This window comes from Auritidibacter ignavus (assembly GCF_029853775.1).
Lineage (GTDB): Bacteria > Actinomycetota > Actinomycetes > Actinomycetales > Micrococcaceae > Auritidibacter > Auritidibacter ignavus.
Genome location: NZ_CP122564.1, coordinates 763,344 through 776,182, shown reverse-complemented (window position 1 = coordinate 776,182; position 12,839 = coordinate 763,344). Strand labels below are relative to the sequence as shown.

At 60.2% G+C, this 12,839-nt stretch carries 13 protein-coding genes; 8 read left to right on the top strand and 5 right to left on the bottom strand.

What is annotated here, in order from left to right:
* Positions 1–362 precede the first annotated feature (362 nt).
* Positions 363–662, top strand: coding sequence for a DUF4193 domain-containing protein (locus tag QDX22_RS03450; RefSeq protein WP_110099700.1), 300 nt, complete (start codon positions 363–365; stop codon positions 660–662).
* Positions 663–810: 148 nt separating this feature from the next.
* Here the strand turns inward: QDX22_RS03450 and QDX22_RS03445 are convergent, their stop codons facing one another.
* A complete protein-coding gene (locus QDX22_RS03445; RefSeq protein WP_110123014.1) occupies positions 811–1,422 on the bottom strand; it encodes a DUF3093 domain-containing protein in 612 nt (203 codons plus the stop codon).
* Between the two features lie 217 nt (positions 1,423–1,639).
* Between QDX22_RS03445 and dut the strand changes: the two genes are divergently transcribed.
* From dut to QDX22_RS03415, 6 genes are all read left to right on the top strand, one after another.
* Positions 1,640–2,098, top strand: coding sequence for a dUTP diphosphatase (gene dut / locus QDX22_RS03440; protein ID WP_279718012.1), 459 nt, complete (start codon positions 1,640–1,642; stop codon positions 2,096–2,098).
* A 221-nt stretch (positions 2,099–2,319) separates the two neighbouring features.
* On the top strand, positions 2,320–3,018 hold the full coding sequence (locus tag QDX22_RS03435; RefSeq protein WP_233242886.1) for a DUF3710 domain-containing protein: 699 nt from the start codon (positions 2,320–2,322) through the stop codon (positions 3,016–3,018).
* A gap of 119 nt (positions 3,019–3,137) precedes the next feature.
* Positions 3,138–4,589: a class I SAM-dependent RNA methyltransferase gene (locus QDX22_RS03430; protein ID WP_279696260.1), complete on the top strand. Its 1,452-nt coding sequence runs from the start codon at positions 3,138–3,140 to the stop codon at positions 4,587–4,589.
* A gap of 231 nt (positions 4,590–4,820) precedes the next feature.
* On the top strand, positions 4,821–7,532 hold the full coding sequence (gene acnA / locus QDX22_RS03425) for an aconitate hydratase AcnA (protein ID WP_279696259.1): 2,712 nt from the start codon (positions 4,821–4,823) through the stop codon (positions 7,530–7,532).
* Positions 7,533–7,688: 156 nt separating this feature from the next.
* A complete protein-coding gene (locus QDX22_RS03420; RefSeq protein WP_279696258.1) occupies positions 7,689–8,192 on the top strand; it encodes a hypothetical protein in 504 nt (167 codons plus the stop codon).
* Entirely contained in the window at positions 8,193–8,489 is a 297-nt protein-coding gene (locus QDX22_RS03415; protein ID WP_279696257.1) for a PLD nuclease N-terminal domain-containing protein, read from the top strand.
* Between the two features lie 19 nt (positions 8,490–8,508).
* Here the strand turns inward: QDX22_RS03415 and QDX22_RS03410 are convergent, their stop codons facing one another.
* The 4 genes from QDX22_RS03410 to msrB all read right to left on the bottom strand — a co-directional run bounded on the left by QDX22_RS03410 (position 8,509) and on the right by msrB (position 11,441).
* The gene (locus tag QDX22_RS03410) at positions 8,509–8,991 is read right to left on the bottom strand and encodes a Rieske (2Fe-2S) protein (protein WP_279696256.1); all 483 of its coding nucleotides are present in this window, start codon (positions 8,989–8,991) and stop codon (positions 8,509–8,511) included.
* A gap of 1 nt (position 8,992) precedes the next feature.
* On the bottom strand, positions 8,993–10,318 hold the full coding sequence (locus QDX22_RS03405) for an HRDC domain-containing protein (RefSeq protein WP_279696254.1): 1,326 nt from the start codon (positions 10,316–10,318) through the stop codon (positions 8,993–8,995).
* Positions 10,257–10,841, bottom strand: a complete 585-nt coding sequence (locus QDX22_RS03400; RefSeq protein ID WP_110099715.1) for a DUF3000 domain-containing protein — start codon at positions 10,839–10,841, stop codon at positions 10,257–10,259. Before QDX22_RS03400 ends, QDX22_RS03405 begins: the two co-directional genes overlap by 62 nt.
* A 138-nt stretch (positions 10,842–10,979) precedes the next feature.
* Complete coding sequence (gene msrB, locus QDX22_RS03395) at positions 10,980–11,441, bottom strand: peptide-methionine (R)-S-oxide reductase MsrB (protein ID WP_110099692.1); 462 nt, start codon at positions 11,439–11,441, stop codon at positions 10,980–10,982.
* 91 nt (positions 11,442–11,532) lie between these two features.
* Here msrB and QDX22_RS03390 point away from each other — a divergent pair, with 91 nt between their 5' ends.
* Positions 11,533–12,837 (top strand): alpha/beta hydrolase family protein, encoded by a 1,305-nt coding sequence (locus QDX22_RS03390; RefSeq protein WP_166769830.1) that lies wholly within the window; start codon positions 11,533–11,535, stop codon positions 12,835–12,837.
* Positions 12,838–12,839: the final 2 nt, after the last annotated feature.

Genomic DNA, 12,839 nt, shown 5'->3' with positions numbered 1-12,839 from the left:
CTAGCTCTGTGCTGAACTCTGCCACGTCAGCCCCCACTACACCAGAATCTCGCTCGGTGTGGCGACACATCCCAGGGGGATCGACGGGTGTGAGCGATCCCATAAAGCGGTCAACACGGCACTTCAAGGCACTTCAAGATGTGTTCACTGTTGGCGATTTGAAATTCTGGTCGGGGACAGTAGGATTCTCTGCGAAATGATACTCGGTGAGCGCGTTGTCACGAAGGTCATTCCAGGGATCATGCACCGCGGTAAGCCATCGGTTTGGGCCTGGAATAAAAGAACCAATCACCGAGATTAACCTGTCAGACACTGACACCTGTGCGTTCAGTCGATGACTTAGTGGAGTGGATAGCAAATATATGGCAACTGATTACGATGCGCCCCGCAAAAACGACGATGAGGTCCGGGAAGACTCCATTGAGGAGTTGAAGAATCGTCGGACCGATACGCAGTCTGCCGCGGTCGATGAAGACGAGGCCGAAGCTGCTGAGGGGTTTGAGCTGCCCGGCGCTGACCTGTCGAATGAAGAACTGCAGGTTACTGTGCTGCCGGCACAATCTGATGAATTCACCTGCGCCTCCTGTTTTTTGGTGCGACATCGATCCCAGGTGGCTTATGAAGAAAATGGTCTGCTGTATTGCACCGACTGTGAAGGGTAGCAAGGTTCAGCTGAGCAACAACTGATCGACAACCATGTAGTGGGCGGGCCCGGTCACACCCGGGCCCGCCCACTACATTGTTATGTCCCTGAGCTGACGTTCCTGCGTCGCGCCGGCAGTGTTGCTGAGCGCGGGGGCTGATGTTGCGCTAATCGGTGTTGGAGTCGGTGGGGGTGTGACCTTCGGAATCGTCGCGCTGTTGTGCTTGTTGTGTTTCTCGTTCTTCGCGCAACCAGTCGGGGATGTTCTCATCCTCGAGATCTTCGGGACGGGCGTACATAGCCCCACCGAGGGCATCAACGAGTTGTTCAGGATTGCGGGTTGACGTCAGCCAATAGGGAGTGCGGTCCCGTTCGTCGGTAATTTGAATACGCACCACCGGCGAGGCCCAACTGCGCAGATTGGTGTAAGCCAAACCGTGAAGTTTCTGACCGCGCTGTTCGAAGGCGTCGTCACCGCGATATCCGGTCACGTTGCCCACGAATCGTCGTTCAATCCCAGCGCGACCGACTTGTAAAAACTGTTCGGTGACAATAATTTCAGAGCTCATCCCGACCAAAATGGCCACGGTGATCAGGGCCAATACCACAGCGGAGCCGATTCCGGCCGCGACGTTGATCGGTGCCAGCACCATGTATCCGAGGACACCGAAAAGGACCACGAGTAACCACATCCAGGGTGTGGCCCGAAGCTTTTCATGGTACAGCACCGGATCATCGGCGGAATCAAGACTGTGCGGAGTCGTCGGTGAAGAGCTCATAATTCTAGGGTCCCATATTTTTGTTCTGTTCATGTTTTCCCGGTGTTGTGTTTTCCCGGTGTTGCATTCACCTGCAGGTAAGGTGCTCGCCACGAGCCGGGACCGAAAACAGACCGAACCCTGGCAGAATACGTGCTGGAGCACACCGGTGCATCCAGTCTCGGGAGTCCAGCCCAGGAAATAATCTCGGAAACGATCCAGAAAGGAACCTTCCACCATGCCTCAGATCGATGTAGCCCTGCAACTCTTAGCCCCCGATGTCCCGGTCCCGCACTATGCTCAGCCCGGTGATGCCGGTGCCGATCTGGTCACGGTAGAAGATGTGCGTCTGGGTCCGGGGGAGCGCTACCTGGCTTCCACGGGGATTGCGATTGCTTTACCGGAAGGATTCGTGGGGTTGGTACACCCTCGTTCTGGATTGGCTGCGAAAAAAGGCCTGAGCATCGTTAACGCGCCTGGCACCATAGATGCGGGATATCGTGGCGAGCTCAAAGTGGCCCTGATCAATACCGATCCTCACACCGAGATTGTGCTCAACCGGGGGGATCGTATTGCGCAATTGGTCATTCAGCCCGTCTATCAGGCCTGTTTCCAAGTGGTCGACAAGTTGCCGGAATCGGTTCGTGGCCAGCAGGGTTTTGGTTCTACCGGTGGGTTTTCGCACACAGAGAACTAGAACGAACCCCCGTCGTGCTCTGAAACCGCGCGCGAATCCGCGTAGACTATCACCGGTGAGCCAGTCACGACGGCTAGTTCGCCCAGGCAGGACGACACCGCAGAACGCCACGATAGGTGAACACTGCAGCAGATGGATGAACGAGAAACTGCCCCACCGCTGGAGAGAGGACAGGTTGATTGAAGCTCTTTGGACGCAACCGCGACGTGAAGGTCGAGCGTGTGACACTTCCAGAACACCTGCGGGAAGCGCCAGAGTCGACCGACCCCGACGCGCGCCCGGCAGGTCCCCGCGACATTTCGGAAATTGATCATGCCAAGGGCCTGGTCGATCTCGGCGCGTTGAAACTTGCTGCTGACCCTCAGATCGCTGTGCGACTGGACGTCGAAGAAAAGACCAAGGACATCATTGGTGTCACCTTGTCCCACGATAAGTCCAGCTTGCAGATCCAGACTTTTGCGGCCCCACGCTCGCAGGGACTATGGGACGAAATTCGGGAAGAACTTACCGAATCGTTAACCTCTGCCAACAACGCCACTGTGACCGAAGAACAGGGACGGTTTGGCACCGAGCTCTTGGCCAAGATTCCGGCGAAATTGCCAGATGGTCGTCCTGGCTGGCGCGTGGCTCGGTTTATCGGCATTGATGGACCCCGCTGGTTCGTCCGTGCCGTTGTGGGAGGCCCAGCGGTCTTGAAGTCCGAACACGCTGAACGGTTGCTCGACGTGCTGGGTCGCTCTGCGATTGACCGAGGCCAGGAACCCCACCCCTCGCGGGAGATCCTGCGCCTGCACGCTCCGAAGAACCTGCGTCGGGTCAAACCAGCCGCCGAACAATCGGAGGCAGGTCAAGCGGAGTCAACCCCGACCGATGCGAAGGGCATGCCCACACGCGGCCCTGAGATCACCGAAACTCGCTGATACGTCGCGGACCGAAATGAGTCTTGTTATTCCCGGCGATCAGCGTATTCTGTTTTTGTGCCCTACCTGCTTAAATTTGAGGGTTCACACGGTACGCGCATGATGAAAGAGACCGGTGCATGGTGAATGTGACTACCTTAGACGAGACTTCGACGCTCGGCGTCGGTGACACCGGTTATCCGGAAATCCTGACCCTTGAGGTGGGAGTCATGGCCCACGGTGGTCACTGCGTGGCCCGGCACGAAGGACGCGTTGTTTTCGTCCGCCACGCCATTCCTGGCGAAGTGGTGCGAGCCGTGGTGACTTCCGGTGGCGCGAAGGCTCGCTTTTGGCGGGCCGATACCGTCAACGTAATCCGGGGCTCCGAATTCCGGCGGGCACACCAGTGGAAATTGGCCGACTCCTTGCGCGCCTATCAGGCTGGGCGTCAGCCGATCGGTGGCGCCGAATACGGTCACATCACCCTGGAACACCAACGCCGGCTCAAGGCCCAAGTTTTTCGCGACACACTCAATCGGATTGGTCGCCTCGCCGTAGACCCTCAGGTGACCTCAGTGGAAGCCGATGAGCCTACCGGTTTGCACTGGCGGACCCGCAACCGTTTCGCGGTGACCGCCTCCGGGCGCTTGGCGATGTTCGTCCACCGATCCAAGACCATGATTCCGGTCCGCAATATTCCCCTGGCGGTGCCCGAACTCGATGAGCTACACCTGTGGGATATCAATTTCCTCGGGGCCTCCAGCGTGGACGTCATTACCCCCGGCTATAGCCAGGAAGTCATGGTCGTCATCCACCCGGCTACCGAGACGCTGGCGCACGAGCCCACGCTGAATAAGGCGATCAACAATTGGCGACGCCAACTCTCCGGGCTACCCGGTACCGTCTCGGCAGTGGTGTCTGTTCCTCAACTCCAACCGGACCAGAAGCCACGCACCATACGGTTGCGTGGTCGCACGTGGGTGAGTGAAAGTGTGCGCAGTTTGCACCACGGAACTTTTACATTCCGGGTCTCGGCCGAAGGCTTCTGGCAATCCCACCGCGACGCCCCGCATATCTTGGTCGACGCCGTCATGCAGGCGACGAACCCGCAACCCGGTGATGTCATTGCCGACTTATATGCAGGAGCTGGGCTCTTTTCAGCGTTTCTGGCTCGGGCGGTCGGGGAGACTGGCCGGGTCTACTCGGTCGAACGGGCCCGTCAGGCCAGCAAAGACGCCCGGAAGAACCTGCACGAGATGAAGCAGGCCGTAGTGATCAATGGTCGCACTGAGAAAGTGGTCTCCTCGTGGGCGCACCGCCCTCAGGCCCCCAGCGGCCAAGGCGGACTGGAAGGTCGTGACATCGATACGGTGGTGCTTGACCCGCCACGCTCTGGTGCTGGCCGGGCTACCATCAAAGGCATCAACGCGTTACCGGCCTCCAAGGTCGTCTATGTCTCCTGCGACCCGGCCTCGCTGGCTCGAGACGCCAAACTGTTGGCCGAACTGGGCTGGCAACACCAGAGCTCGGAGATTTTCGACCTGTTCCCCGACACCCACCACATGGAGTCGGTCAATATCTTCACCCGGTAGTGTCGCGCTGATCCGGGTACCGACGTCATCGTGACGCAGATAACGACATCTGATCCGGATCAGTGGCTGCGCGTTGTAGAATAATTCTCTGGTCGCTGGATTTCGAGCCCAGCGACACTGGCATCGCACCGGTACCGAGTCGCACGTCGCTGATCAGCGAAGAGGGACTGCTGCCAGCGGCTTCGGCGAGATCGGTTGAGCGCCCCTTGATGGGCAGGAAGAGGAATCTCCGTGACTACTGTCGATAGTTTCGGCTCGAAGGGCGTATTGGACGTCAACGGCGCCGAGTATGAAATTTTTAGACTTAACAAGGTCGAAGGTGCACAGAACCTTCCCTACTCACTGAAGATTCTGCTCGAGAATCTGTTGCGCACCGAAGATGGCGCCAACGTCACGAAGAAGCAGATTGAAACGCTGGCCCAGTGGGACCCGCAGGACGATCCCCGCCACGAGATCCAGTTCACCCCGGCCCGGGTGCTGATGCAGGACTTCACCGGTGTGCCCTGTGTGGTTGACTTGGCCACCATGCGTGAGGCCATCGCGGATTTGGGCGGTGACGCCAAGCGCGTGAACCCGCTGGCACCGGCCGAGCTGGTGATTGACCACTCCGTGCAAATCGATAGCTTCGGTAACCCTGACGCCATCGAGCGCAACATGGAAATCGAATACGAGCGCAATGGTGAGCGCTATCAGTTCCTGCGCTGGGGTCAGACCGCCTTCGATAACTTCAAGGTCGTTCCTCCCGGACAGGGCATTGTCCACCAGGTCAACATCGAATACCTGGCACGCACCGTGATGACCCGCGAGGTCGACGGCGTGTTGCGCGCCTACCCGGACTCCTGTGTGGGCACCGACTCCCACACCACGATGGTCAACGGCCTGGGCGTGCTCGGCTGGGGTGTGGGTGGCATCGAGGCCGAGGCCGCGATGCTCGGCCAGCCGGTCTCCATGCTCATCCCGCGCGTGGTGGGCTTCAAGCTCACCGGGTCCATCCCCTCAGGTGCCACCGCAACCGACGTGGTGCTGACCATCACCGAGATGCTACGTCAGCACGGTGTGGTGGGTAAGTTCGTCGAGTTCTACGGTGAAGGTGTGGCCTCGGTGCCGCTGGCGAACCGCGCCACCATCGGCAACATGTCGCCCGAGTTCGGTTCCACCGCCGCGATCTTCCCGATCGATCAGGTGACCCTGGACTACCTGCGGCTGACCGGTCGTACCGAAGAAAACATCGCGCTGGTTGAGGCCTACACCAAGGAACAGGGCCTGTGGCACGATCCGGCCAATGAGGCTCAGTACTCCGAGTACCTGGAGCTAGATCTATCCACTGTGGTTCCTTCCATCTCGGGTCCGAAGCGTCCGCAGGACCGGATCGTGCTCTCTGACGCCAAGGAGCAGTTCCGCAAGGATATCCACAACTATGCCACTGAGAGCGACGATGCGGGTGCAGGCCGTCCCTCGCACACCGTTGACGTGAAGATGGAGGATGGTCGTGAGTTCGAACTCGACCACGGTGCTGTGTCGATCGCCTCGATCACCTCTTGCACCAACACCTCTAACCCTTCGGTCATGATGGCCGCCGCGGTGCTGGCCCGCAATGCCGTGGACAAAGGCCTGTCCTCCAAGCCGTGGGTGAAGACCTCTGTGGCTCCCGGTTCCCGGGTGGTGACCGAATACTACGAGAAGTCGGGTCTAATCCCGTACCTGGAGCAGTTAGGCTTCAACATCGTGGGTTATGGTTGCACCACCTGTATCGGTAACTCCGGTCCGCTGGAGTCCGAGATCTCCCAGGCCATCCAGGAAAACGACCTGTCGGTGACCTCGGTGCTGTCGGGTAACCGTAACTTCGAGGGCCGGATTAACCCGGACGTGAAGATGAACTACCTGGCCTCCCCGCCGCTGGTGGTCGCTTACGCTCTGGCCGGGTCCATGGACTTCGACTTCGACAATGACGTGCTGGGTCAGGACCAGGACGGTAACGACGTCTACCTGAAAGACATTTGGCCGGACCCCACCGAGGTGCAGCAGATCATCGATGACTCCATCGACACCGAGATGTTCCACACCGAATACTCCACGATCTTCGATGGTGACCAGCGGTGGCAGTCGATCGATACCCCGACCGGGGATGTTTTTGACTGGAACGATGAGTCCACCTATGTGCGCAAGCCCCCGTACTTCGAGGGCATGAAGGAAACCCCGGACCCCGTCCAGGACATCTCCGGGGCCCGCGTGCTCCTGAAGTTGGGTGACTCGGTGACCACCGACCACATCTCTCCGGCAGGCGCCTTCAAGTCCGACACCCCGGCCGGTCGCTACCTGACCGAGCACGGTGTGGCCCGTAAGGATTTCAACTCCTATGGGTCCCGTCGCGGTAACCACGAGGTGATGATTCGCGGTACCTTCGCGAACATCCGTATCAAGAACCAGTTGCTGGATGGCGTTGAAGGTGGCTTCACGCGGGACTTCACCCAGGAGGGTGGACCGCAGGCTTATGTCTACGACGCTGCGATGAACTACGCTGAGCAAAACACTCCGCTGGTGGTGCTGGGCGGTAAGGAATACGGGACTGGTTCCTCCCGTGACTGGGCCGCTAAGGGAACCGCACTGCTGGGCGTCCGCGCGGTGATCAGCGAATCCTTTGAGCGTATTCACCGCTCGAACCTGATCGGCATGGGTGTGTTGCCGTTGCAGTTCCCGCAGGGGGAGTCCGCGAACTCACTGGGCCTGGACGGCACGGAAACCTTCGACATCTCCGGTATCACCGAGTTGAACGAGGGCACCACCCCGGCCACCGTGCACGTGACCGCCACCCACGCTGAGGGTAAGGTCACCGAGTTCGACGCCGATGTGCGTATCGACACCCCCGGTGAAGCTGACTACTACCGCAACGGCGGTATTCTGCAGTACGTGTTGCGTCAGATCGCTTCCTCCGAGAAGAACTAACGTAGCCAGCAGCCAAGCCAGTCCACGGGGCCTGCGCCCACGACCCATGCGGTCACGGTGCAGGCCCCGAGGCCATTAAACCGCTTTCTTGATCAGGTCACGGGTACGCTAAACTAGCAGGGTTATCAACCGGCCCGCGCGCAGGAGGTGCTCACCGTGACCATTATCCGAGCCTATTTCTGCCCCGAAGATAGCACTCGTCCCACCCACTACCGGGAGGCGTGGTGGGATGAAGACCAGCACGAATTCGTGGTCCACTACGGCAAAGTCGGTGCCACTGGTGTAGACACTGCCGAGAAACTCGAGGACTGCGCGCAGGCCGAAGCGCTACTGTCAGGCTTCAGCCAACAGTGCACCGAAGACGGCTACCAGCCCATCGACCCCGCCGAGATGGAACAGCTACAGATCACCTATACCTTGCGTGGCACCGAACCGAGTGACGTGGAATCTCATCAAGCGCAGACTCTGGCAACCTTGACCACCCGCGAGCTGGCCTGGCGCGGACTCGGTGAGGCGGACTCGCCGGTCTTAGGCGCCGCAGCATTTACCATTTCGGTCGCCACCGTCCACCCGGGCAAGGCCCGCGAGATCATCCCGACCGTAGTGAAAGCTGCCGGCGTGCAGGCCTCAAAAGTCACCGTGCGAAAGACCAACGCCTGAATGCTCGAATCAGCCCTATGGTGGATTGTCTCCATCCTGGTCGTGGCCGTGATGGTGTGGTCAGTGATCAGCCTGCTACGGTCGCCTCTGGAACCACAGCGTCGTATCGTCTGGGTTGTGGCGATCTTCTTATTGCCGGTGCTCGGGAGCCTGGTGTGGGCGTGGTGGAGGTTGTACTACTACCCGCGCCGGAAGGCAGAAACCCCCGACTGGGATCCCAACCGTCCCGGCACCGGGCACGTGGTGCCCCGACGGTTACGTGCCGATCACCGGCAACACGGGGCGTGGAACCCTTAGAGACGAGCTCGATGACCCGTTAGACCTCGACCCAAATGCCGCCGTCGCGGACCTCGGCGGGGTGTCGTCGCAAGCCCCGGGGAGCCGGCCCGCCCAGCACATCACCGGTTTCGGAATCAAAGAGGGAAGAATGGCAGGGGCAGGTGAAATCCGGGGCGCGCTCCGCCCCTTCACCGACACGCACGACGCATCCCTGGTGGGGGCAGATCGCGTGAAACGCCTGCACCGAGCTCTCGCTGTCCCGATAGATCAGCAGGTCATAGTCGCCGGTATGGACCCCGGTGGCTTCCCCGACGGGCAACAGATCGGCGTCGAGGACTTCAGTGGGCTGACCCGAGAAGTCCTCGACCGTATCCGGCTCGGCCGGTGCACAGCTGGACAGCCCCAGCATGCTGGCACCACCTGCCACGATGGCTGCGGTGCCAGAGAGCAATTGGCGACGGTCGAGATGAGAGGAACCATCGGCACAGGTGGAACCTGTCTGTTCAGGATTCTCAGTCATCTCAGGGCTGCTCGTCATCGCTCTCCCATGGATCCGGGTCTAGTAATGCAACGGTAATGATTGCCGAGCAGGCCCAGACCTGCCAGTTACGGGCACCCCGGTCTTTGAGATACTCTTCGACGGTTTCCGGGGTAATGGGTGAGGGCGGACGCCAACAGAGATCTCGTAGCGTCGAGGGGAGTAAGAGGTTCTCTAACGGCACGCCCATCGCCTCGGCTTGGCGAGTCAATCGCACCTTACACGTGGCGAATCGCCGAGCGGCCAGCTCGTCGAGAGACTTCCACCTTTTCACCGGCGGAGGGCCACCGGAGCCAGCCGGTTTCTTCTCCGGTCGCGTTGCGGGATCCCGTCCGTCGGCCACCCCGCGCCGAATCGCCTCCAACCACCGGTCCTTCTCCCGACCGGCAGCCCGGCCGGTGAACCCCTTGGTGTTCATCAGCTCACCTGCGGTTGCAGGTTGTGCGGTCGCGGCGGCAATAATCGCCCGATCGGGTAGTAGCCGCCCCGGGAAGACATCTTCCTGACGGCCCAGTTCATCACGGGCATGCCACAGGGCACGGACAATGGCCAGCTGTTGTGGTGATTTCACCCGGTGAATACCGGAGGTTTTCCGCCAGGGCTCGTGAGGGGGCTCCGGGGGTTGCCAGGCGGTCAACGCTTCGAACTCTTCGGTAGCGATCTCCAGCTTGTCCTGCCGACGTAGTGTGTGAATCATCTGTGCGCGTAACGGGACCAAAAATTCCACATCCAAGGCGGCGTAGTTGCGCATACGCTCGGGCAACGGGCGCTGCGACCAGTCGGCAGCTGAGTGCTCCTTGGCCAAGGTTATTCCCAACGTACGCTGTAGCAGTGCGGCCAGATTTACTTTCTGGAAGCCGCACAGGCGTCCGGCTAGCTCGGTATCGAAGAGGGCGCAGGGACGTAATCCACAGTCAGCCAGACACCCTAAGTCTTGCGTGGCAGCGTGTAAGATCCACTCGGTGTCACCGATGGCTTGCTGAATAATGTCCAAATTCTCCAAGGGTTCGGGGTCGATGAGCCAAATGCCGGAGCCTTCACGCTTGAGTTGGACCAAGAATGCTCGCTGACCGTAGCGAAATCCGGAGGCTCGTTCGGTATCGATGGCCACCGGTCCGCTACCGGCGCGGAGCGCTTCAGCGCATTCGGTGAGCCCTTCGGGCGTGTCGGTAAGTTCTGGGATGCCCTCGGCCGGCTCGGTGATCAGAACCGGTGCCTCAGATTCTGCGTTTGTGGTCAGGATGATGTTACGTCCTTCGTGCTCGAGGGAGAACTGTGACGCCTTCAGGAACCGGTGGTAAACCAGCAAAGGCGCAGACCATATCTGCCCAGGCCTCCAGGTGGTTCTCCATCGATTCGCCCATCAGGTTGGTAGGACTCCACGAGGCCCGCATTTCAATGTCAATGGCATCGGCCCGATCATCCAACACTCCGAAACTTTCCGACAGCACCCGCGTGGCGGTCCCACCGGCTTGGTCATAATCCACCTGGTGACCATCTAAGGCTTCCACCAGCCATGTCCACGCCACCTCAGCGGCCATCGGGTCCACGCCCATTTCGGCTTCAACCGACGCCCGAATGAAGGTCACAATGCGGAACGTGGATTTCCACACGGCCGAACCGGCCGGGTCATGCAAGAGAATAAAACGCCCGGTGGCTAGTGGCTCATTGGGGTCCTGGTCTTCAACCGCTCCGAGTGTGGTGACGGTTGAGGTGATCGGGGCCGGAAGCACGGCCGGGTAAACATCGGCGGCCATAGCCACCGCATAGGGTGCGATTTTCTGCGGTGCCGGGATTTCAGTCAGCCGGACTTCCGCTCGGGGCTGGGCCATCCGCAGTCCCGATAGCGCCCGACGAAAAGTCACAGGCGCCGAAGCCAAGGTTTCTGCACTCGACCGATCAATGCTCACCCCTCAAGGTTAAAGCGCTACCTGAAGGGTGGGGGCAGGCCACGCCGAGAACCCTCGAGCTTATCGGTCTGAGCGGGGGACTTTCTCCAGGGAAATGGAGTTCATGCAGTAGCGCAGGTCCGTCGGGGTATTGAAGCCCTCACCTTCGAACACGTGGCCCAAGTGGGACTGACACTGGGCACACAAGACCTCGATGCGGGTCATCCCCAAGGAGGTGTCTTTGCGGTATTCCACCCGATCTTCAGCCAACGGGGCAAAGAATGAGGGCCAACCGCAGTGGGCATCAAACTTCTGATCCGAACGGAACAGCTCAGCCCCACAGGCCCGGCACCGGTAGATCCCTTCGCTGAAATCATCCCAGTATTCCCCGGTAAAGGGTCGTTCAGTGGCCGCCTGGCGAAGCACCTGGTACTCCGCAGGACTGAGGCGTTGTTTCCACTCGTCCTCGGAGAGCTGACCGGAGCGGGTAGTGGTGGTTTGTGTGGTGTCGTCTTGGTGGTGAGAGGTATCTGAAACTGTCATATCCGCTATAACGTCACAGGCCAGGGGATTGTTCCCGACCCGACGTTTGAGAAACTGGAAATTCCCCGGTAAACGGGGAAGAATGACCAGTATGCGAGTCTTCCCCCGATCCCGCGCTGAGTCTGACAACTCGCGTTCTCGAGCACGGTTTTCCCAAGTGCTCGCCGTGGTCGGTGCCTCTGCTGCGGTGGTGGGCTCGCTGTTTGCCGGCACCATTTCTACCCTGGCTACCGTCTTTGCCCGTACGGTCGTGACCCCGACGCGACGGGTGGCCGAAGACATCCGGATTTACGCAATCATTGAGCCCTACGGTCCCCGGCCTCACATCGCGTTGCAGGCCACCCGTGAAACCACCGTGGAAGGTCGCTATTCGCTGACCTTCGCCGCCGGTGAAGGTATCGCCCGCATCGGTAAGATCGTTGACCGCGACGCTGAAGCCGGGATTGTGGTGCGAGAAATTGAACAGATCTATTCCGGGGATCTCACCGCGGCGCAAAAAGGCTCCTGGACCGGCTTTACCTGGCCCCACCCCGGTGATGCCGGGTTTGTGTCCGAGGAAGTGTCCATTCCCGTCGAACGTGGCGAAGCCCCGGCCTGGTATGTACCACCCCAAGTCCCGCGTGTCGCCGAGTCCCCCCTTCCTACCCAGACCCCTGAATTCGGAGAAGACACCTGGGCGATTATGGTTCACGGACGTGGCTCCCGGCGTACCGAAGGAATTCGTGCCCTGCGCGTCGCCGGCGCTCTAGGTATGCCGAGCTTATTGATTTCCTACCGCAACGACGGCAACGCCCCGCCGGCCGGAGATGGCCGATACGGGCTCGGAGCTACCGAATGGCCCGACGTGGAAGCTGCCATGCACTATGCGCTGAGTCACGGTGCCCGACAAGTCGTGATTTTCGGCTGGTCCATGGGTGGTGCGGTGTCCCTGCAATTGGCTGCCCAGTCACCGTTACGCGACCGGATTGCGGGGCTGGTCCTCGACGGACCGGTTATTAACTGGATTGATGTCTTGGCCTACCAGGCCCGGTTGAACCGGCTTCCCGACGCGGTGGGTCATCTGGGGCAATTTATGATTGCCAATAAATGGGCCCGTCGTCTTGCCGGGCTGGCAGCCCCGGTGGACTTGAAAGCCTTGAACTGGGTGGACCGGGCCGAGCAACTCCAGCACCCGGTGCTGATTCTGCACTCTGAAGACGACGACTTCGTTCCGATCGGGCCGGCTGGACAGCTGGCGAATCTGCGTCCGGATTTGGTCTCGTTGGTGCGATTCACCAAGGCCCGGCACACGCGAGAATGGAATGTTGACCCTGACCGCTGGGAACAAGCAACGCTGAGCTGGCTCTATGTGGTGCTCAGTGGCCCGCGACGTGTAGTGCCACAGTTATCGCGGTAGAG

What these genes read in the sequence shown, in the direction of transcription:
- QDX22_RS03445 (WP_110123014.1), bottom strand. Translation starts at nt 1,422, where the DNA reads ATGAGCTCTTCACCGACGACTCCGCACAGTCTTGATTCCGCCGATGAT.
- QDX22_RS03390 (WP_166769830.1), top strand. Translation starts at nt 11,533, where the DNA reads ATGCGAGTCTTCCCCCGATCCCGCGCTGAGTCTGACAACTCGCGTTCT.
- QDX22_RS03430 (WP_279696260.1), top strand. Translation starts at nt 3,138, where the DNA reads ATGGTGAATGTGACTACCTTAGACGAGACTTCGACGCTCGGCGTCGGT.
- QDX22_RS03410 (WP_279696256.1), bottom strand. Translation starts at nt 8,991, where the DNA reads ATGACTGAGAATCCTGAACAGACAGGTTCCACCTGTGCCGATGGTTCC.
- dut (WP_279718012.1), top strand. Translation starts at nt 1,640, where the DNA reads ATGCCTCAGATCGATGTAGCCCTGCAACTCTTAGCCCCCGATGTCCCG.
- QDX22_RS03400 (WP_110099715.1), bottom strand. Translation starts at nt 10,841, where the DNA reads ATGGCCCAGCCCCGAGCGGAAGTCCGGCTGACTGAAATCCCGGCACCG.
- msrB (WP_110099692.1), bottom strand. Translation starts at nt 11,441, where the DNA reads ATGACAGTTTCAGATACCTCTCACCACCAAGACGACACCACACAAACC.
- QDX22_RS03450 (WP_110099700.1), top strand. Translation starts at nt 363, where the DNA reads ATGGCAACTGATTACGATGCGCCCCGCAAAAACGACGATGAGGTCCGG.
- QDX22_RS03415 (WP_279696257.1), top strand. Translation starts at nt 8,193, where the DNA reads ATGCTCGAATCAGCCCTATGGTGGATTGTCTCCATCCTGGTCGTGGCC.